Here is a 20,188-nt window from a genome sequence, read left to right on the forward strand (position 1 = left end):
AAAAAATTCAGTCGAGACTTTTTCGCAAGGTAATTATTCTACCCTCACTAAATAGTCAAAAAATTAGAAAATCATGTTACTTAGTGTTCTCTATATTATTGGTATTACTGCCGAAGCCATGACTGGCGCACTTGCTGCTGGTCGCCGTAAAATGGATGTTTTTGGCGTTATTATTATCGCCTCTGCAACGGCCATCGGTGGTGGCTCTGTCAGAGACATTTTACTCGGCCATTACCCACTGGGTTGGGTAAAACACCCAGAATATATTGTCACTGTTGCATGTGCTGCTGTGATCACCATGTGGGTTGCTCCTATGATGAAACACTTACAGCGACTCTTCCTTATCTTAGATGCCATCGGTCTAATGGTTTTCTCTATTATCGGCGCACAGATCGCACTCGATATGGAGTATGGTCCAATTATTGCTGCTATTGCCGCGGTGATTACAGGTGCTTTTGGTGGTGTATTAAGAGATATGCTTTGTAATACCATTCCTCTGGTTTTCCAAAAAGAAATTTATGCCGGTATCGCTTTTGGTGCTGCGTGGCTTTATATGGGATTACTATTTTATACACCGTTACCAAGAGATGTCATTATCATCATTACCCTCATTGCGGGGTTAACCGCTCGACTTCTCGCTATTCGTTATAAATTGGGCTTACCTGTCTTTAATTATGAGAATCAAGATTAACGAATCGCTATTTTAACGGTAGCGGTTCTTTTTGATTCTGTGGGGTATCTCAAAATATAATCTCTTTTCACTATTGTGATAAAAGGTAATTCCTATCACTGAATCTTTAATTGTATGTTAATATTGACATCGTTTAATTTTTCTCTTGTTTCTATATTAAGAAAATAGAATGTAATAAGAAAAAAATGGTCCCGTATTAAACATGGGCACTGTATGTCATTCGTTGTATGTGTATACTATATAGGGGATTGTCCCTAAATATGTATTTATACTTAATTCTCCAGTCAAATTCAGAAAGTCATCATGATCCAAGGAACACTTTATATTGTTTCCGCTCCAAGCGGTGCGGGTAAATCAAGTCTTATTCAAGCGTTGTTAAAAACACAACCTTTATATGACACACAGGTTTCTGTCTCTCATACAACCCGCCCAATGCGACCGGGAGAGAACCATGGTGAACATTACTTCTTTGTTACTGAAGAAGAATTTAAAAGCATGATAGACAGCGGGGATTTCCTCGAACATGCTTGTGTTTTTGGTAATTATTACGGCACTTCAGGTAAAATTATCAAAGAGATATTAGCCAGTGGTGTGGATGTCTTTTTAGATATCGACTGGCAAGGCGCACAGCAAGTGCGTAAAGCAATGCCTGAAGCTCGCAGTATTTTTATTCTGCCACCGTCAAAAGAAGAGCTTTACCGCCGTCTTCGTGGACGTGGACAAGATAGCGAAGAAGTGATTACAAAACGTATGTCACAAGCTGTATCGGAAATGGAACATTTTAATGAGTATGATTATTTGCTGATTAATGATGATTTCAATACTGCGCTTGCTGATTTACAATCAATTATTCGTTCAGAAAAATTACGCCTTGATCGTCAAACGCTACGACATGGTGATTTAATCAGCAAATTATTGGCAGACTGAGTTAACTTTCAGTATTATGCCCAGTCATTTCGTTAATGGTGGAGTAACACAAATATGGCACGCGTAACCGTTCAAGACGCTGTAGAAAAAATTGGTAACCGTTTTGACCTCGTTCTGGTCGCAGCACGTCGTGCGCGTCAGTTACAAGTCGGCGCTAAAGATCCTTTAGTGCCAGAAGAAAATGATAAAATGACTGTTGTCGCGCTACGTGAAATCGAAGAAGGCCTGATTAACGGTAAAATTCTTGATGCTCGTGAACGTCAAGAGCAGCAAGAGCAAGAAGCAGCAGAATTACAAGCTGTTTCAGCGATTGCGGAAGGTCGTCGTTAATCGTTTTATAAAATAGGGGTAGGTCTGCCTTGTACCTGTTTGAAAGCCTGAATCAAATCGTTCAAAAATATTTGCCATCGGAGCAAGTTGAACAACTTAAAAAAGCCTTTATCGTCGCCCGAAATGCTCACGAGGGGCAGACTCGTTCAAGTGGTGAGCCTTATATTACTCACCCTGTTGCGGTTGCGTGTATTCTTGCAGATATGCGATTAGATCACCAAACGCTCATGGCGGCGCTGTTGCATGATGTTATCGAAGATACACCTGCAACCTTCCAAGATATCGAAAACCTCTTTGGTAGTACGGTAGCCGATCTTGTTGAAGGTGTCTCTAAGCTTGATAAATTGAAATTTAGAGACAAAAAAGAGGCTCAGGCTGAAAACTTTCGTAAGATGATTATGGCGATGGTAAAAGATATCCGCGTCATTTTGATCAAACTGGCAGACCGAACTCACAATATGCGCACGCTGGGATCATTACGCCCAGATAAACGTCGCCGTATTGCTCGTGAAACACTCGAAATTTACAGTCCTCTTGCACACCGTTTGGGTATACACCATATCAAAACAGAGCTTGAGGAGCTGGGTTTCGAGGCGCTACATCCTAATCGCTACCGTGTAATCAAAGAAGTCGTGAAAGCCGCTCGAGGCAACCGTAAAGAGATGATTAATAAAATCCTCTCTGAAATTGAAGGTCGCCTGACAGAAGCCCATATTGAATGCAAAGTTAACGGTCGCGAAAAACACCTGTACTCTATCTATCGGAAAATGTTGTTAAAAGAGCAACGTTTTCACTCGATCATGGATATTTACGCCTTTCGCGTTATCGTGAAAGAAGTCGATACCTGTTATCGCGTTTTAGGTCAAATGCACAGTCTTTACAAACCACGTCCCGGTCGAGTAAAAGACTATATTGCCATCCCCAAAGCCAACGGCTATCAATCTCTTCATACCTCACTAATTGGCCCTCACGGAGTGCCTGTTGAAGTGCAAATTCGTACTGAAGATATGGATCAAATGGCAGAAATGGGGGTTGCGGCACATTGGGCTTATAAAGAGCAAGGTGAACAACCAGGCACCACGGCACAAGTTAGAGCTCAACGATGGATGCAAAGTTTACTTGAATTGCAACAAAGTGCGGGTAGCTCATTTGAATTTATTGAGAACGTAAAATCAGACCTCTTTCCTGATGAAATCTACGTTTTCACACCAGAAGGTCGCATAGTTGAATTACCCACTGGTGCGACACCTGTCGATTTTGCTTATGCTGTACACACAGATATCGGTCATGCTTGTGTGGGTGCAAGAGTTGATAGACAACCCTACCCTCTTTCACAATCACTACGCACCGGACAAACAGTTGAAATTATTACCGCGCCAGGCGCAAGACCCAATGCAGCTTGGCTAAACTTTGTCGTCAGTTCAAGAGCACGTTCTAAAATTCGACAACTACTGAAAAATCTAAAACGTGAAGACTCTATTAATTTAGGTCGTCGTTTACTCAATCACGCATTAGGCGAGCACAAGCTTGCTGATATTTCAGCTGAAAATATTGAGCGCGAATTGAAGCGTATGAAGCTTCATTCAATCGACGACTTAATGGCTGAAATTGGTTTAGGTAATACAATGAGTGTTGTTGTTGCGCGTAACTTATTGATTGATAGTCAAAATCAAGATGAAAACGCACAAACAGAAACACCCCATGATGAAACCCCTAAACTCCCAATTAAAGGTGCTGATGGCGTATTGATTTCCTTCGCTAAATGCTGTCGCCCTATTCCGGGTGATCCTATCGTTGCACATATTAGTCCAGGTAAAGGTTTGGTTATCCACCATGAATCTTGTCGTAATATTCGTGGTTACCAAAAAGAGCCTGAAAAATTCATGCCTGTCGAGTGGGATAAAGAGATCAATAGCGATTTCATTACTGAAATTAAAGTCGATATGATTAACCACCAGGGCGCTTTAGCAAACTTAACCGCAGCTATTAATGATGCAAACTCAAGTATTCAAAGTATGAATACAGAAGAGAAAGATGGTCGTGTGTATTGTGCTTTTATTCGCTTAACGGCGAAAGACAGAATTCAATTAGCCAATATCATGCGTAAACTTCGCATCATGCCTGACGTTCTGCGCGTTAGCCGTAATAAAAACTAGTCATGAATTCAATTCGATATGCCCGCATCTGCCAAATGATGGCGATGCGGCAGCCTGATCTTACTGTTTGCCTTGAAGAAGTACATAAATCTCATAATGTTGCTGCTGTTATAAGAACGGCTGATGCTGTGGGGATCCCTAAAATTCATGCGATTTGGCCTGAAGAAAAAATGCGGATGTTAGTTTCCCCTGCGGCAGGGAGTAACAGTTGGGTCAATGTAGAAACACATCCTACTATTACAGATGCGGTGAGTGCCTTTCGTGTCCAAGGTATGCAAGTTCTTGCGACTCACCTCTCAGATAAAGCGGTTGATTTTCGTGAGATTGATTACACACACCCGACTTGTATTATTATGGGACAAGAAAAAACAGGGATCTCACAAGATGCTATCGCCCTTGCAGATCAAGATATTATTGTGCCGATGATGGGAATGGTACAATCCCTAAATGTTTCTGTCGCCAGTGCACTCATTTTATATGAAGCACAACGCCAACGTCAGGCTGCGGGTATGTATAATCGAACAGAGAGCATCTTAACGGAAGAAGAACAACAAATTCTTCTCTTTGAAGGTGGATACCCTGTATTGGCAGAAGTTTCTCGTCGAAAAGGACTGCCTCGCCCTTATATTAATGGCAACGGCGAAATTGAAGCACCTGAGTCATGGTGGGCAGAAATGCAAATGACGCAAAAACAACTTAGGAAATTAAAAAAGACGGAGTATTGATCCCATGAAAGGAAAACTGCTTGATGCAATCCCCTTAACCACTCTTCACGGCGTAGGTGCAAGTCAGGCAGACAAACTGGCAAAAATAGGGCTTGTGACTATTGAGGATTTGTTACTCCACCTTCCTTTGCGTTATGAAGATCAAACGCATCTCTATGCTATCAGCGATCTCCTTCCCGGTATTCCTGCCACTGTCTCTGGTGAAATATTAAGAACTGAAGTCAGTTTTGGCAGACGTAAAATGATGACCTGCCAAATTTCGGATGGCTCTGGCATTTTAACACTTCGCTTTTTTAATTTTACAGCAGCAATGAAAAATAACCTTGCTCAAGGTAAACAAGTCACTGCTTATGGTGAAGTGAAACGAGGAAGTCGGGGCCCAGAAATTATTCATCCTGAATACAAAATCAAAGTAGCTGGCTCTGAAGTTAAACTGCAAGAAACACTCACGCCCATCTATTCAACAACAGAAGGCTTGCGCCAAGCATCACTACGTAAATTAATAGAGCAAGCATTAGAATTACTTGATACCTGTGCTATTCATGAACTATTACCCGATCAGTTTATTCACGGTTTACCCCCGCTAGCCACCGCATTACGTACACTGCATAATCCGCCACCAGATATCGCTTTTGCAGAGCTTGAAAAAGGACAGCATCCTGCGCAAAAAAGACTCATTATTGAAGAGTTACTTGCCCACAATCTAGGTATGCTTAATGCAAGAGCTGGCGCACAATCTTATCGTGCAGAACCATTGTTTATGCCAAATACGTCAACATTACGTCAGCAATTTCTCGCATCGCTCCCTTTTACGCCTACGAATGCACAACAACGTGTCGTCAATGAGATAGAAGCCGATTTAGAAAAAGACTATCCAATGATGCGATTAATCCAAGGAGATGTAGGTTCAGGTAAAACGTTAGTTGCAGCGTTAAGCGCATTACGTGCCATTGCTAATGGCAAGCAGGTGGCTTTAATGGCACCAACAGAGTTATTGGCAGAGCAACATGCATTAACCTTTAAAAAATGGTTTGAACCTTTTGATATCCAAGTAGGTTGGCTAGCCGGAAAACAGAAAGGGAAAGCGCGCGAAACACAACAAAACGCCATTGCGAATGGTGAAGTATCGATCATTATTGGAACGCATGCTATTTTCCAAGAACAAGTTAAATTTCACTCCCTAGCCTTAGTGATTATTGATGAGCAACACCGATTTGGTGTTCATCAACGTCTCGCATTATGGAAAAAGGGTGAAGAGCAAGGCTTTCATCCCCATCAATTAGTCATGACAGCAACGCCGATCCCGAGAACATTAGCGATGACGGCCTACGCGGATATGGACACCTCTATTATCGACGAATTACCACCGGGTCGAACACCAGTGACCACGGTCGCTATCCCTGATACTCGCCGTAATGACATTATTGAACGCATCAAGCTAGCGTGCACAGAAGAAAAGCGACAAGCCTATTGGGTATGTACCTTAATTGAAGATTCTGATGTTCTTGAAGCACAAGCCGCCCAAGTTATCTATGATGAACTGACCATTGCACTCCCTGAAATCAACGTGGGATTGGTGCACGGGCGAATGAAACCTGCAGAGAAACAGGCCGTCATGACCGCCTTTAAAGAAAATGCGCTTCAACTTTTAGTTGCAACAACCGTAATTGAAGTCGGTGTTGACGTACCTAATGCAAGTTTAATGATCATTGATAACCCAGAACGACTGGGACTCGCACAGTTACACCAATTACGTGGACGTGTAGGCCGAGGCGCAATCGCCTCTCATTGTGTCTTGCTATATAAAACACCACTCACACAAACAGCACGTTTGCGATTGCAGGTATTAAGAGATAGCAATGACGGTTTTGTGATTGCACAAAAAGATCTCGAAATCCGTGGCCCTGGTGAACTTTTAGGTACTAAGCAAACAGGTAATGCACAATTTAAAGTCGCTGATTTGTTACGCGACCAAGGGCTTATTCCTGAGGTTCAGCGCATTGCTCGTTATCTGCATCAACACTATCCTAAACATTCTCAAGCCTTAATCGAACGCTGGCTACCTGCTAAGACACAATACAGCCAAGCTTAAGGTGATTCTTTTGTATGGCTTAGCGTGCGTTTAAACTCGCTTTGGGCTGATCTTGAAATATTCGTAAATTTAATACCGCATAGCAAAACACCTCAATGCTGATATTCAACATTGAGGTGCTCTTTAACGTTTTGACGCTATTTTAATTTATAGCAACCAAACTACCCTGCAACGATTGGCGTAAAAAACGGTAGCATTAGATACAGTTTAATCACTATTGCATTCACAATATCAATAAAGAATGCACCAACCATAGGCACGACTAAGAACGCAAGATGAGACGGTCCAAAACGGTCTGTTACCGCTTGCATATTCGCAATCGCCGTTGGTGTTGCGCCTAAACCAAAACCACAGTGACCTGCTGCTAAAATCGCGGCATCGTAGTTTTTACCCATGACACGGAAAGTCACAAAAATAGCATACAGCGCCATTACACCGGCTTGAACTCCAAGGATAACCAGCATTGGTATCGCCAGTGATGCAAGCTCCCATAATTTCAAGCTCATTAATGCCATCGCTAAGAATAACGATAAACTCACGTTACCTAAGACTGACACCGCTCTATCAAAAACACGGTAGAACCCAAGCATTGAAAGGCTATTACTTAAAATCACACCAATAAATAGAACACACACAAAGGTTGGTAGTGAGAATGCAGTACCTTCTAACAATTGGGAAAGGAACGTACCTGCCATTAAACAGATAGAGATCATCGCAATCGTTTCTAATAAAACCATTGAAGTGATCATTCGACCTGTTGTCGGCTTCTCAAATGCGGTTGGCATTTCATGGTCATCGGCGCCTAATCCCGGTGTCGGGATATTTTTGATTAAGTAGCGTGCAACTGGACCACCAATCAATCCACCTAAAACTAAGCCAAAAGTAGCACAAGCCATTGCCACTTCAGATGCGCTCATAAAACCATAATTTTCAACAAAGGTTTTACCCCAAGCGGCACCCGTACCATGACCACCCGATAAGGTAATCGAACCGGCCAGTAGCCCCATTAAAGGATCCAGACCTAACATTTCTGCTAATGCAATACCGACGGTATTTTGTACTAACAACAATCCCACAACAACAAAGACGAAAATAAAAAGTGCTTTTCCTCCCGCTTTTAAACTTGCGAGGTTTGCGTTTAAACCAATTGTTGCAAAGAAGGCCAGCATTAATGGATCTTTAAGTGAAAGATCAAAACTCACTTCCCAATCCATAAAAGATTTGAATGCTAATAGAATAACTGCAACAAGTAGCCCACCTGCAACGGGTTCTGGGATCGTATACCGTTCTAAAAAAGGAACAGATTTCACTAATTTACGTCCGATCAAGAGAACCAAAGTGGCCGCAACCAGCGTGCCATAAACATCAAGATGATACATTTATGTACCCCGTCTTATTTGTTAATTTTATATAAAAATACTACGACGCTAAGTTCATCCATAAACAACGCCAAAAGCAGGTATCCCCGATTAGAAAAAAAAATGGAGACAAACACAAGTTAAAACATATAAAAATGTGAGCGCCTCTTAAGCATTTTGATAACATCATTTTCGCGCAAACGATTGCTTTTGTGGCACAGATCATTAAAATACTGTTTTTGTCGAATAAGAAATTCACACCATGGTTACTTCAGAAAATCAAAATTTGCCTAAAAATAGTGACGTTTCAATTAAAAAAAATAGCGAACTTCTTTTTGCTTTAGAAGAGAAACCGCCATTACCTCAAACACTTTTTGCTGCTTGCCAACACCTTTTAGCTATGTTTGTCGCGGTTATCACACCTGCGATCCTTATTTGCCAAGCATTAGGATTACCTGCACACGATACTCAACGTATTATCAGTATGTCTTTATTTGCATCAGGTATTGCTTCTCTTATTCAAATTCGAGCATGGGGTCCAATAGGTTCAGGATTGTTATCAATCCAAGGAACAAGCTTTAACTTTGTTGCTCCACTTATTATGGGGGGATTAGCACTTAAAAATGGTGGAGCCGATATTCCAACAATGATGGCAGCCCTGTTTGGGACATTAATGGTTGCCTCATTAACCGAAATCATCCTTTCTCGTGTACTTCACTTAGCAAGACGTATTATTACACCGCTGGTTTCAGGTGTCGTCGTGATGATAATCGGTCTCTCTTTAATCCAAGTTGGATTAACCTCTATTGGTGGTGGTTATGCAGCCATCGAAAATAATACCTTTGGTTCACCACAAAACCTGTTATTAGCAGGCTCTGTTCTTATTGTTATTATTCTACTTAATCGACAAAAAAACCCTTATTTACGCGTTGCTTCTTTGGTCATTGCAATGGCAGTGGGCTATGTTCTTGCTTGGGCTTTAGATATGTTACCCACACCTGCAGAACATCAAGAAACTCCGCTTATGACTATTCCTGAGCCGTTTTATTATGGGCTGTCATTTGATTGGCATTTGCTTATTCCTTTAATGCTGGTATTTATGATCACATCACTCGAAACGATAGGAGATATTACAGCAACTTCTGACGTTTCAGAGCAACCTGTCAGTGGCCCTTTGTATATGAAACGAATTAAAGGAGGCGTCTTAGCGAATGGAATTAACTCCATGGTTTCGGCATTTTTCAATACCTTCCCAAATTCTTGTTTTGGTCAAAATAATGGCGTTATTCAATTAACAGGCGTTGCAAGTCGCTATGTAGGTTATGTTGTTGCCGCAATGCTCATTATCTTAGGCTTATTTCCATTCGTTGCAGAATTTGTGCAAAAAATTCCTGAACCCGTATTAGGTGGAGCCACATTAGTCATGTTTGGTACGATAGCGGCATCGGGTGTACGCATTGTTTCTAAAGAAGCACTCAACCGCCGAGCCATCATGATCCTTGCGATTTCACTTGCGGTAGGGCTGGGCGTTTCACAGCAACCTCAAATATTGCAGTTTGCACCTGATTGGCTAAAAACATTGCTGTCATCGGGTATTGCTGCAGGTGGTTTAACAGCCATTATTTTAAACCTGATTTTTCCGCCAGAAAAATAATCATTAATTAGTTACAAAATAATAAAGCACTATTTTCATCATCAAAAAATAGCGCTTTATTTATTACCTGCAGATCAATGGCGTTTTTATAAAAGCACTTTCCGTTTGATTACAGTAAATAATATTCATCTTTTATTGAAACTCAAAAAAAAATAAGATGACAACAACTTTTAATCTAATTAAAAATCCTGCACTCGAATACTTAAAAAAGCACGCATCTACTCAAGACTTTCACATACAAACTATTGGGCAATTTTTTACTTATCTCAAAGATTCCATTCTTTCATTGTTTAATAGTGATCATAAATTTACTCATTTAGGAAATAAATCTATTGCTGAATTTAATTTAGAACATATTCAACAAGACTTAAATGAGTTTTTAAAAAATCCTTCCCTTAATAATTCTGAAGATAAAAACAAAAAGGAATATCTAAACTATACGTTTCAATATTCATCAAAACAAGCGGGTATTCTCCCTAATTTTTACGATATTTATCACTCAGGTAGCATTGATCCTAATGAATTAATTTCCCAACTTATTAACTATGGTAATAAATTAAAAACCGGAGAATTAAATGATAGAGAGCAAAGCCATAAAAACATTATAGAAACAATATTGGGTAATATTAAAGCCAATTTACTAGAGAGCAGTAATTCACTCACCAAAGACTTGGTAAACAAGATATCCCTTATCTCAAATAAATAAGCAGTTAAATGATCTTGTTTTATAGAGTGATGAATACTTGAGCATCACCGAGTTTTCAGGCATAACTGTATAATGTTTTGATGGAGTATAAAACAGGAGACAGGTTATGCGCTGGCTGATGAAAAGTTTGGTATCTCTGATACTTATCGTTATTTTATTTATTATTATCATTTATGCTTTTATTCAGACTCAGTGGGGCGCACAAAAAACCAGTGAATGGCTGACACAATACACCGACTATGATATTCGCTTCTCTGGTATTGAGCATGATCTTATGCAACCCGAGCAAGTCATTGTTCATGATCTCCTCATTAATCCTAAGCAAGATAAAGCGATAGTATCGGCAAAATCAGCACAAATTAGATTGAATTGGCAATTTTTTACTACTCCATCTCATCTACAAAAAATCACATTAGAAAATGGCAATATTGATTTTACCAACAAAACACCTTCAATACCGTTAAGCGCCGACATCTTACAATTTAAAAATATGGCGCTACGTAGTGAAAAAGCAGATTTTTCTTTTGATGCCAAGAAAATAACGGGCGGGATCACACCCTGGCTCCCAACATCAACCGACTTAATTGGAGCCGGTCATTTCCAGTTTTCCATTGCTAGTGGCATGATAAATAATAATGAATTCAGTAATTTTATTATTTCTGGACAATATCAACCCAATAATATTCAAATAGAAAAATTAGGTACTCGCCTACTGAATGGCTCACTATCTTTAAGTGGACAATATCAAGACAATCAATGGAAGTTTGATGAAGTTTATATGAATGGCTTGCGCTGGCAATCCTCACAAACCTTTGACGAATTAATTCAATCTCTCTCTGAATATCCTCGTGTTAGCATAAAAACACTCAATATCGTTGATTTGACTGCTGAAGGGAAACAGTGGGCAATAAGTGGTTTTGATGGGCAATTTGCTCAATTGAATTGGGATAACGCGCTTTCATTTACCACTGGTGAACTCAATACAGATGATATTGTTTTTCAAAATGAACACGTTACTGATCTTATTGCAAAACTCAACCAACAGAACAATCAACTCAATCTAGATAACCTCAGTCTACGCTATGAAAAAGGTTTAATTAAACTTGCCGGTCATTGGAATAAAGACAATAAAACCATCACAATCCAAGACGCCACACTATCAGGTTTTTTATATACGTTACCTGAAAATTGGCTCACTTTTTTAGCTCAACCAATAGATAACAAAAGCAATATTCAAAATATCACTATCGAACAGTTATCTATCAATCAATCTATCTTGATTGATATCACGCCAGAATTTCCATTCCAATTCACCAATTTAACAGGAAAATTGCAAAATTTAATGGTTGCAAAAGAAGGTGAATGGGGATTATGGCAAGGTTCAGCCGTATTAAATGCCGATAGCGGTACATTAAATCGTATTGAATTACGTCGTCCTGATTTAAACATTGTCACTCAACACGATAATGCTATTGTTGAGCAATATTCAGCATTTATTGGTAATGGCATTGTTCGAGGTTCAGCCGCTTTAGTGCAATCTAACCAGCAGCGCCAATTTTCACTTATTGCTAATGGTCTCAATGTCCCTTTATCAACGCTATATACATTAGGTTTAAAAACAACCTACTCTGATGAAATAGGCCAATTCACATTAAAATTGAAAGGTGATTTACGTTCAAAACCAGTCATATCAACACTGAATGGCACATTAACTGGCAATAAAGGTGAACAACAAATACTCAACGCAGTGATACAAAATGGTGAGATAATTAATCACCTATAATATTGATTTTTTCGCAGGAGCACGGATTGCTCCCTTTATAAAAAGCGTTACAATGCGCTATTGCCCTTTTCTTTATTGTGGAGTTTTCATGTCTGACGAAGATTTTTCCCCTGAAAAAATATCTTTAAATGTATTTCAACAATCTCCTTTAACTGCACTTGAAGATAACAGCACACTGCTTGTGTGTGATGATAACAAAACTCCGTTGTTCTATTGCCTTTCCAAAGAAGACTATGATGCATTAATTGAGCGAGTTATGGATGCCGAACTTGCAGCGATCGTACTTGAACGTCGCCAAAATAAATTAGATGAGCTTAATTTAGACTAATTTTATCGATGCAATCATTCGTCTTAAAGAGAACAAATAAAAAACACCCTTCCAGGTGTTTTTTTGTTTTTATCGCATTTTCACAGATAAAATTAACGTCTTTTCTTTTTACGACCAGGCTGAACAAAACGCTTACGAGAATTATTTTCCGTTTCTTTGGTTTTTGTTTGAGGAATATGGATACCTAATGCTTTCGCATTACTACTGATTTGTTTTTTCGGTTTATTTTGCTTTGGTTTTGGTGGCGCTTCAGAAGTCGATTTTTCAATTGCTTCAAATAGAGTAATGAGTTCATCATCGGTCAGATCACGCCATTCACCAACAGGTAATCCAGACAAACTAACATTCATAATGCGAATACGTTCAAGCTTAGTGACTTCATAACCAAAATATTCACACATACGACGTATTTGGCGATTTAATCCTTGAACTAAAGTAATACGAAACACCATCGGTGCTTCTTTCTTAACCTTACATTTTTTGGTTTTTTGTCCCATGATAGGAACACCCGCACCCATTCCATGAATAAATTCATCGGTGATCGGCTTGTTCACTGTCACAAGGTACTCTTTTTCATGATCATTACCTGCACGTAAGATTTTATTGACTAAATCACCGTGGTTGGTCAGGAAAATCAATCCTTGGGAATCTTTATCTAAACGCCCAATGGGAAAAATACGGGTACTGTGGTTAACATAGTCAACAATATTATCTTTTTCGCCATCATCTGTGGTGCTAACAATGCCCACTGGTTTATTCAGCGCAATCAAAACTAACTCAGAGTTATCCTGCGCTTCAATCAATCGCCCATTGACTTTGACTTCATCGCCAGCAAAGACTTGATCGCCAATACTGGCGCGCTTGCCATTAATAAGGACAAGTCCTTGCTCAATATAACGGTCAGCCTCACGACGTGAGCAGATCCCGCTTTCACTGATATATTTATTAAGACGAGTAGATAAATTGGTGTCCATGCTTCCCTCCGTAAACTGCGAAATATACATCAATTGGATAGCGATAGAAACTCTATAACACCGGCATTCAAGAATAGATTTTTTATACTCTATTTTTTTAATAAAAAATGCAGAAAATAGAAAAGGTAACCCAAAAGAAAAGAGTGATTTTCCTTTAAGTTACTTTAAAGATGGATAGCTAAATTAGCACTGCTTATTTTGTGAAGGTAAAACAATATAAGTTCCACTAAAAACAGCACCGATACCTTCATCACCACAAATATCAACATCCAGTTTAATTCGAGCCTTACTTCCTTTCGCTAATCGCCCTAAATCTCCACTTAAATTTTCCATATCCGCAACAGCAGCGGGACGCCCTGATACAGGTTTGCGATAACGAATATGCGCATCCACCAGCACAATATCACCTTGCAACTTATGTTCTTGCATTAATAACCAAATCAATCCCCAACCGGTTAAAGTGGCGAGTGAAAATTGGCTACCTGCAAAAATAGTGTGGTGAGGGTTTTGGTTTCCCGCTTCTGGGATAGTGGTATAAAAACGAGTTCCCGTATATTGAGTAATACGTAACCCCATTTTCTCACTTAAAGGAATATGTTGGTGCCACTGTTTTTGTAATTCAGCACACCAATCTGGTCGATGAAGAATATCATCCAGAGACTCAATACTTTTTTTCATAAAAAAGTGCTTAATGGGGGTTGTTTGTGGCCCTGTAACAAGACCGCAATTCTCATAACCCAATTTTTCAAAAAAGCTGACAGACTCTTCTCGGGCACTACACACGATCCGTTTTATCCCTTCTTGGCGAGCCAATGACTCTAGCGCCATGGCAACAAGAGTACCTAAACCTTTACCTTGTGCATCTGTGCGCACTGCCATAAAGCGGATAGCGCCTTCGTTATCGGCATTAATATAAAGTCGGCCAATTGCGACGGGTTGTCCTGTTTCATCGACAACCATTTGATGATGTGCAAAGGTATCATAACCGTCTTTTTCAGAGCCTTCAGGTTGATGTAGCGGTTTACGAAGCATTTCCCAACGAAAAGCATAATAGGCATCAAATTCTGCCTCTGTTTTTGGGGTTCGTAAATGGTACATATCTGAGCTCCTTTTAACATCACTATACGTTTAACATTATACCTGTAACCAAAAGGTGACGGGGCCGTCATTAGTCAGGGTGATTTGCATATCCGCAGCAAACTGACCTGTTTGCGTTTCTAACCCTTGTTGCTGACATTGTTCAATAAAGTAGTGATAGAGATTTTTCGCTAATTCTGGAGGCGCACCGTTCGAAAATCCTGGACGCATACCTTTTTGTGTTTCCGCAGCAAGTGTAAATTGGGATACCACTAATAGACGACCACCAGCTTGTTGCACATTTAGATTCATCTTGCCATTTTCATCGCTAAATACGCGATAACCGCATACTTTTTCACATAATCTTTTGGCTTTCTGTTCGTTGTCGTCTTTCTCTACACCTAATAAAACGACTAAGCCTTGATTAATAGCACCGACTGTTTCACCTGCAATATCCACTTTTGCCTGTGTCACTCGTTGAATTAACGCGATCATACTCTCTCCAAAATAAATCAATAAAAAAGGATAACAAATTCAATCCATTGTCATCCTTACAATAGCATTATTCTTCTACTGGGAGAGAAAAATCATAATCTTTGAAGTAGTCAATGACGGATTGTTTATCAATGACATGTACACCTTTGATACCCACAGCAATTGCCGCATCAACATTGGCTTTTACATCATCAAAGAAAACCGCATCTTGTGCTTCAACATCTTCAGATTCTAAAACATACTTAAAGAGTTCAGGATCAGGTTTTCTCATGCCAAGATCTTGAGATAGGTAAAGAAAATCAGCAGAAGCCGCGATTTCTGGATAATGTTCAGGCCAGTAATCATGATGCAAGCGATTCGTATTTGATAACACCACAACCCGATGCCCTTGCTCTCTTAATTTATTCATTATATCAATGACTTCAGGTCGTACTGCGATAAAAATAGCCTGCCACCCTTCAGCAAATTGCTCAAAACTTAAGTTCATCCCTAGTTCTGAGTTAATTTCTTCAGCAAATTCGATATCTGTAATATTACCGCGTTCATGTAATTTAAAAACTTCGCCTGCTGTAAAGTTCTTTTTTATGCTGGCTAATGGAACACCACTAAGCTTACTCCATACTGCGAATACTCGGTTAAAATCGATATCAATAATCACATTACCCATATCAAAGATATAAAGCATAAATCCTCTCCATAATAGAAAACTCATTTTACTTTAATCATAAATCGCTTTACTGAACAGGCTTAAACACTAAAAAAGGACAATAATCACACTTAATTTTTTGTAAAACATAAAACCAGAATAGGCAAATACAAAAAATGAACCTAAAAGTATCACTATCTGAAATACCTGAGTGATTAAATAATGATATTCGACATTCATTCAAAGCACACAACTCAAAAATTGTCATTAAATCATAAAACAAGACTTACGTTGTAAATGCTAATCGGAAGATAAAAAATAAGAAAAAATAGGTCGAAAAAGGAGAAGTGAAAAAACTTATACGGTGGCAAATTAACCACCGCATTCGTTTTATAATACCATATACTCTAAATAATTTGAGTTACAGATAGGTGACAAGTGAAGATAGGCGAGCAACAGAGATAAACGATGTAACTCGACTCGCTGAGTGTAGTCAATCTCCCTGTAACTTGAAATATGACGAGTATAAACTCAGGGCGCTAACGCGCCCTAAGAATTATGTTATCAGAATTACGAATTAGTCTTTGCTACGGTAAGCACGACGACGATCGTTCTCTGACAAATAGCGCTTACGCAGACGAATAGACTGCGGAGTCACTTCGACTAACTCATCGTCATCAATAAATTCTAATGCTTGTTCTAATGTTTGTTTCAGGTGTGGAGTCAGCGTTGTCGCCTCATCTGTACCAGAAGCACGCATGTTAGTCAGCTTTTTACCTGTTAAACAGTTTACTGTTAAGTCATTAGAGCGAGTATGAATACCAATTACTTGGCCTTCATAAACTTCAGCACCATGAGTAACGAATAATTTACCGCGATCTTGTAAGCTATACAGTGCGTAAGCAACCGCTTTACCTTGACCATTAGAGATCATAACACCGTTATTACGGCGACCGATTTCACCTGGACGAACATCATCATAGTGACTGAATGTTGCGTACAGTAAACCAGTACCTGATGTCATGGTCATAAATTCAGTACGGAAACCAATCAGACCACGGCTAGGGATGATGTAGTCTAAACGTACACGTCCTTTACCATCTGGTTGCATATCACGCATTTCACCTTTACGCTCACCCATCGCTTGCATCACATCACCTTGGTGCTGTTCTTCAATATCGATAGTTACTTGTTCGAAAGGCTCTTGTTTACGGCCGTCAATATCACGGAAGATAACTTTAGGACGAGATACGCCCAATTCGTAACCTTCACGACGCATATTTTCAATCAGAACTGACAGGTGAAGCTCACCACGACCTGATACACGGAATGCATCTGGATCTTCAGTTTCTTCTACACGTAATGCTACGTTATGGACTAACTCTTTTTTCAGACGATCTAAAATCTGACGAGAAGTCACAAATTTACCTTCACGGCCACAGAAAGGTGAAGTATTAACACAGAAATACATGCTAACAGTAGGTTCATCAACGGCTAATGCAGGTAATGCTTCAACAGCACCTGTTTCACAGATCGTATCAGAAATATTCAGTTCACCTAAGCCAGTGATTGCGATGATATCGCCAGCTTCTGCGACTTCAACTTCAATACGCTCTAAGCCTAAGTGACCTAACACTTTACCAACTTTACCGTTACGAGTATTACCTTCGCTATCGATGATAGTGACTTGCTGGTTAGGTTTAACCTTACCACGCTTGATACGACCGATACCGATAACACCTAGGTAGTTGTTGTAGTCCAACTGAGAAATTTGCATCTGGAATGTACCTTCCAGATCCACTTTTGGTGGCTCTACATATTTAACAATAGCTTCATATAACGGAGTCATATCTTCAGCCATGTCATTGTAATCTGTTCCCGCAATACCATTTAATGCAGATGCATAGATAATTGGGAAATCAAGTTGTTCGTCAGTGGCACCTAAGTTTACGAACAGGTCAAATACCTGATCAACAACCCAGTCTGGACGCGCACCAGGGCGGTCAACTTTATTGATAACAACAATTGGTTTTAAGTTGTTAGCAAACGCTTTTTGTGTCACAAAACGCGTTTGTGGCATTGGGCCATCCATCGCGTCAACCAGCAATAGAACGCTGTCTACCATAGACATAACGCGTTCTACCTCACCACCGAAGTCGGCGTGTCCTGGGGTATCTACGATATTGATACGATAGTCATTCCATTTAATCGCTGTATTTTTCGCAAGAATAGTAATTCCGCGCTCTCTTTCGAGATCATTTGAATCCATCACGCGCTCAGCAACAGTTTCACGTTCACCGAACGTACCAGATTGCTGGAGTAATTTATCGACGATAGTTGTTTTACCATGGTCAACGTGGGCGATGATGGCGATATTACGCAAGTTTTCGATCACAAAATTTGCCTCAGGCATTGTAGAAATAAGCGCAGTATTGTACACGCTTTAGACGAGAGACTAAACAAGATCACAATAATGATTGCTTAACAATATGCAATTAATTGAATTGTGATCCTTTTCACGCCTCAGAATTTAGTCGCATCCGTTCAGTTGCACCAAAATGGTGCAGTTAATTAGGCTTAATTTGCACCAATTTTGTGCAATAATTAAAAAATCACAGGAGATATTCTACACTAAACTTCATCAATACAGTATATATCCCTTTTTAGATAAGTTGGCATGCTTTTCGCAATAGAATTTAGGTGAGCAAAAAATTCACCGAAAAATGTGTAAGGCCACTGCACTCAATAAAACCATTCGCCAGGAGAGTTCCTATGTCCCTTGAACATGTATTATCCATGATTGAAGAACATAAAGTTAGATATATTGACTTACGTTTCACTGATACCCGAGGTAAAGAACAACATCTTACTATTCCGGCTCATCAGATTAACGATGATTTCTTTGAAGAAGGAAAAATGTTCGATGGTTCCTCTATTGGTGGCTGGAAAGGCATTAACGAATCAGACATGGTGCTGATGCCAGATGCAACAACCGCAATGCTTGACCCATTTTTCCAAGATCCGACCTTGATTATTCGTTGTGACGTTTTAGAACCAGGCACAATGCAAGGTTACGATCGTGATCCCCGTTCTATCTCAAAACGTGCTGAAGACTATTTAAAATCAAGTGGTATCGCAGACACAGTCCTGTTTGGACCAGAACCAGAGTTTTTCCTATTTGATGATATTCGTTTCAAAAACGATATTTCCGGTGCATCTTACGCTATCAATGATATTGAAGCGGCATGGAACACCAATACCAAATACGAAGACGGCAACAAAGGCCACCGCCCGATGGTGAAAGGGGGTTATTTCCCACTGCCACCCGTTGATTCATCACAAGATATTCGTTCTACTATGTGTAACATCATGGAAGAAATGGGCTTAGTTGTTGAAGCTCATCACCATGAAGTTGCAACGGCTGGTCAAAATGAAGTGGCAACTCGCTTTAATACCATGACCAAAAAAGCAGATGAAACCCAGATTTATAAATATGTGGTACAAAATGTGGCTCACGTATTTGGTAAAACAGCGACCTTTATGCCAAAACCTTTAGTGGGTGATAACGGTTCTGGTATGCACTGTCATATGTCACTGTCTAAAAATGGTGTAAACCTGTTTGCAGGTGACAAATACGGCGGATTATCTGAAATGGCGCTGTACTACATCGGCGGTATTATCAAACATGCTCGTGCATTAAATGCGTTTACTAACCCAACCACGAACTCTTACAAACGTTTAGTCCCAGGTTTTGAAGCACCAGTCATGCTGGCTTACTCTGCACGTAACCGTTCAGCGTCAATTCGTATTCCCGTTGTTGCTAGCATGAAGGCACGTCGTATAGAAGTCCGTTTCCCAGATCCTTTAGCAAACCCTTATCTTGCATTTGCAGCGCAGTTAATGGCGGGTCTTGATGGCATTATCAATAAAATTCACCCTGGTGATGCTATGGATAAAAACCTCTATGACTTACCACCAGAAGAAGCGAAAGAGATCCCAACTGTCGCGGGTTCATTAGAAGAAGCATTAAATACATTAAATGCCGATCGTGAATTCTTAACCCGTGGTGGCGTATTTACTGACGATGCTATTGATGCTTATTTAGAATTATTACGTGCTGATGTTCAGCGTGTACGTATGGCTCCGCATCCTCTTGAATTTGAAATGTATTACAGCGCTTAAGATAACTTGTTGATAAACCTTTAAGCCAAGATGTAAAACTGTTTTTTTTTGCCGTGAAGCTATT

At 39.9% G+C, this 20,188-nt stretch carries 17 protein-coding genes; 11 read left to right on the forward strand and 6 right to left on the reverse strand.

Annotated elements, in window-relative coordinates:
* The first annotated feature begins 73 nt into the window (after positions 1 to 73).
* From SB028_RS18270 to recG, 6 genes are all read left to right on the forward strand, one after another.
* On the forward strand, positions 74 to 691 hold the full coding sequence (locus SB028_RS18270; RefSeq protein WP_006534609.1) for a trimeric intracellular cation channel family protein: 618 nt from the start codon (positions 74 to 76) through the stop codon (positions 689 to 691).
* 303 nt (positions 692 to 994) lie between these two features.
* Positions 995 to 1,618: a guanylate kinase gene (gene gmk, locus SB028_RS18275; RefSeq protein WP_069369564.1), complete on the forward strand. Its 624-nt coding sequence runs from the start codon at positions 995 to 997 to the stop codon at positions 1,616 to 1,618.
* Positions 1,619 to 1,672: 54 nt separating this feature from the next.
* The gene (gene rpoZ, locus SB028_RS18280; RefSeq protein ID WP_006534607.1) at positions 1,673 to 1,948 is read left to right on the forward strand and encodes a DNA-directed RNA polymerase subunit omega; all 276 of its coding nucleotides are present in this window, start codon (positions 1,673 to 1,675) and stop codon (positions 1,946 to 1,948) included.
* Between the two features lie 29 nt (positions 1,949 to 1,977).
* Positions 1,978 to 4,104, forward strand: coding sequence for a bifunctional GTP diphosphokinase/guanosine-3',5'-bis pyrophosphate 3'-pyrophosphohydrolase (spoT, locus tag SB028_RS18285; protein WP_069369563.1), 2,127 nt, complete (start codon positions 1,978 to 1,980; stop codon positions 4,102 to 4,104).
* A gap of 2 nt (positions 4,105 to 4,106) precedes the next feature.
* The gene (trmH, locus tag SB028_RS18290) at positions 4,107 to 4,829 is read left to right on the forward strand and encodes a tRNA (guanosine(18)-2'-O)-methyltransferase TrmH (RefSeq protein WP_069369562.1); all 723 of its coding nucleotides are present in this window, start codon (positions 4,107 to 4,109) and stop codon (positions 4,827 to 4,829) included.
* Between the two features lie 4 nt (positions 4,830 to 4,833).
* A complete protein-coding gene (recG, locus tag SB028_RS18295) occupies positions 4,834 to 6,921 on the forward strand; it encodes an ATP-dependent DNA helicase RecG (RefSeq protein ID WP_069369561.1) in 2,088 nt (695 codons plus the stop codon).
* Positions 6,922 to 7,082: 161 nt separating this feature from the next.
* Here the strand turns inward: recG and gltS are convergent, their stop codons facing one another.
* On the reverse strand, positions 7,083 to 8,300 hold the full coding sequence (gltS, locus tag SB028_RS18300) for a sodium/glutamate symporter (protein ID WP_069369560.1): 1,218 nt from the start codon (positions 8,298 to 8,300) through the stop codon (positions 7,083 to 7,085).
* Between the two features lie 241 nt (positions 8,301 to 8,541).
* On the opposite strand from gltS, the gene SB028_RS18305 reads away from it, so the two are divergent.
* The 4 genes from SB028_RS18305 to SB028_RS18320 all read left to right on the forward strand — a co-directional run bounded on the left by SB028_RS18305 (position 8,542) and on the right by SB028_RS18320 (position 12,750).
* Positions 8,542 to 9,933, forward strand: coding sequence for a uracil-xanthine permease family protein (locus SB028_RS18305; RefSeq protein ID WP_069369559.1), 1,392 nt, complete (start codon positions 8,542 to 8,544; stop codon positions 9,931 to 9,933).
* A gap of 157 nt (positions 9,934 to 10,090) precedes the next feature.
* A complete protein-coding gene (locus tag SB028_RS18310; RefSeq protein ID WP_069369558.1) occupies positions 10,091 to 10,639 on the forward strand; it encodes a hypothetical protein in 549 nt (182 codons plus the stop codon).
* A 106-nt stretch (positions 10,640 to 10,745) separates the two neighbouring features.
* Entirely contained in the window at positions 10,746 to 12,422 is a 1,677-nt protein-coding gene (locus tag SB028_RS18315) for an AsmA family protein (protein WP_260664897.1), read from the forward strand.
* 88 nt (positions 12,423 to 12,510) lie between these two features.
* Positions 12,511 to 12,750, forward strand: coding sequence for a hypothetical protein (locus SB028_RS18320; protein ID WP_069369557.1), 240 nt, complete (start codon positions 12,511 to 12,513; stop codon positions 12,748 to 12,750).
* A gap of 92 nt (positions 12,751 to 12,842) precedes the next feature.
* On the opposite strand, the gene rluF is transcribed toward SB028_RS18320, so the two are convergent.
* The 5 genes from rluF to typA form a co-directional block, all read right to left on the reverse strand.
* Entirely contained in the window at positions 12,843 to 13,724 is an 882-nt protein-coding gene (rluF, locus tag SB028_RS18325; protein ID WP_069369556.1) for a 23S rRNA pseudouridine(2604) synthase RluF, read from the reverse strand.
* A 183-nt stretch (positions 13,725 to 13,907) separates the two neighbouring features.
* Entirely contained in the window at positions 13,908 to 14,822 is a 915-nt protein-coding gene (gene fabY, locus SB028_RS18330; protein ID WP_069369555.1) for a fatty acid biosynthesis protein FabY, read from the reverse strand.
* Between the two features lie 36 nt (positions 14,823 to 14,858).
* Positions 14,859 to 15,296 carry a D-aminoacyl-tRNA deacylase gene (gene dtd, locus SB028_RS18335; RefSeq protein WP_069369554.1) on the reverse strand — a complete coding sequence of 146 codons (438 nt, stop codon included), beginning with the start codon at positions 15,294 to 15,296 and terminating at the stop codon, positions 14,859 to 14,861.
* Between the two features lie 67 nt (positions 15,297 to 15,363).
* On the reverse strand, positions 15,364 to 15,981 hold the full coding sequence (gene yihX, locus SB028_RS18340) for a glucose-1-phosphatase (protein ID WP_069369553.1): 618 nt from the start codon (positions 15,979 to 15,981) through the stop codon (positions 15,364 to 15,366).
* Positions 15,982 to 16,519: 538 nt separating this feature from the next.
* Positions 16,520 to 18,355 (reverse strand): ribosome-dependent GTPase TypA, encoded by a 1,836-nt coding sequence (gene typA / locus SB028_RS18345; protein ID WP_069369552.1) that lies wholly within the window; start codon positions 18,353 to 18,355, stop codon positions 16,520 to 16,522.
* Positions 18,356 to 18,714: 359 nt separating this feature from the next.
* Between typA and glnA the strand changes: the two genes are divergently transcribed.
* The gene (glnA, locus tag SB028_RS18350; protein WP_069369551.1) at positions 18,715 to 20,124 is read left to right on the forward strand and encodes a glutamate--ammonia ligase; all 1,410 of its coding nucleotides are present in this window, start codon (positions 18,715 to 18,717) and stop codon (positions 20,122 to 20,124) included.
* Positions 20,125 to 20,188 lie beyond the last annotated feature (64 nt).

Source organism: Proteus vulgaris, assembly GCF_033708015.1.
Lineage (GTDB): Bacteria > Pseudomonadota > Gammaproteobacteria > Enterobacterales > Enterobacteriaceae > Proteus.

What these genes read in the sequence shown, in the direction of transcription:
- SB028_RS18305 (WP_069369559.1), top strand. Translation starts at nt 8,542, where the DNA reads ATGGTTACTTCAGAAAATCAAAATTTGCCTAAAAATAGTGACGTTTCA.
- SB028_RS18270 (WP_006534609.1), top strand. Translation starts at nt 74, where the DNA reads ATGTTACTTAGTGTTCTCTATATTATTGGTATTACTGCCGAAGCCATG.
- SB028_RS18310 (WP_069369558.1), top strand. Translation starts at nt 10,091, where the DNA reads ATGACAACAACTTTTAATCTAATTAAAAATCCTGCACTCGAATACTTA.
- rluF (WP_069369556.1), bottom strand. Translation starts at nt 13,724, where the DNA reads ATGGACACCAATTTATCTACTCGTCTTAATAAATATATCAGTGAAAGC.
- dtd (WP_069369554.1), bottom strand. Translation starts at nt 15,296, where the DNA reads ATGATCGCGTTAATTCAACGAGTGACACAGGCAAAAGTGGATATTGCA.
- recG (WP_069369561.1), top strand. Translation starts at nt 4,834, where the DNA reads ATGAAAGGAAAACTGCTTGATGCAATCCCCTTAACCACTCTTCACGGC.
- SB028_RS18315 (WP_260664897.1), top strand. Translation starts at nt 10,746, where the DNA reads ATGCGCTGGCTGATGAAAAGTTTGGTATCTCTGATACTTATCGTTATT.
- fabY (WP_069369555.1), bottom strand. Translation starts at nt 14,822, where the DNA reads ATGTACCATTTACGAACCCCAAAAACAGAGGCAGAATTTGATGCCTAT.
- gltS (WP_069369560.1), bottom strand. Translation starts at nt 8,300, where the DNA reads ATGTATCATCTTGATGTTTATGGCACGCTGGTTGCGGCCACTTTGGTT.
- SB028_RS18320 (WP_069369557.1), top strand. Translation starts at nt 12,511, where the DNA reads ATGTCTGACGAAGATTTTTCCCCTGAAAAAATATCTTTAAATGTATTT.
- gmk (WP_069369564.1), top strand. Translation starts at nt 995, where the DNA reads ATGATCCAAGGAACACTTTATATTGTTTCCGCTCCAAGCGGTGCGGGT.
- glnA (WP_069369551.1), top strand. Translation starts at nt 18,715, where the DNA reads ATGTCCCTTGAACATGTATTATCCATGATTGAAGAACATAAAGTTAGA.
- typA (WP_069369552.1), bottom strand. Translation starts at nt 18,355, where the DNA reads ATGCCTGAGGCAAATTTTGTGATCGAAAACTTGCGTAATATCGCCATC.
- yihX (WP_069369553.1), bottom strand. Translation starts at nt 15,981, where the DNA reads ATGCTTTATATCTTTGATATGGGTAATGTGATTATTGATATCGATTTT.
- rpoZ (WP_006534607.1), top strand. Translation starts at nt 1,673, where the DNA reads ATGGCACGCGTAACCGTTCAAGACGCTGTAGAAAAAATTGGTAACCGT.
- trmH (WP_069369562.1), top strand. Translation starts at nt 4,107, where the DNA reads ATGAATTCAATTCGATATGCCCGCATCTGCCAAATGATGGCGATGCGG.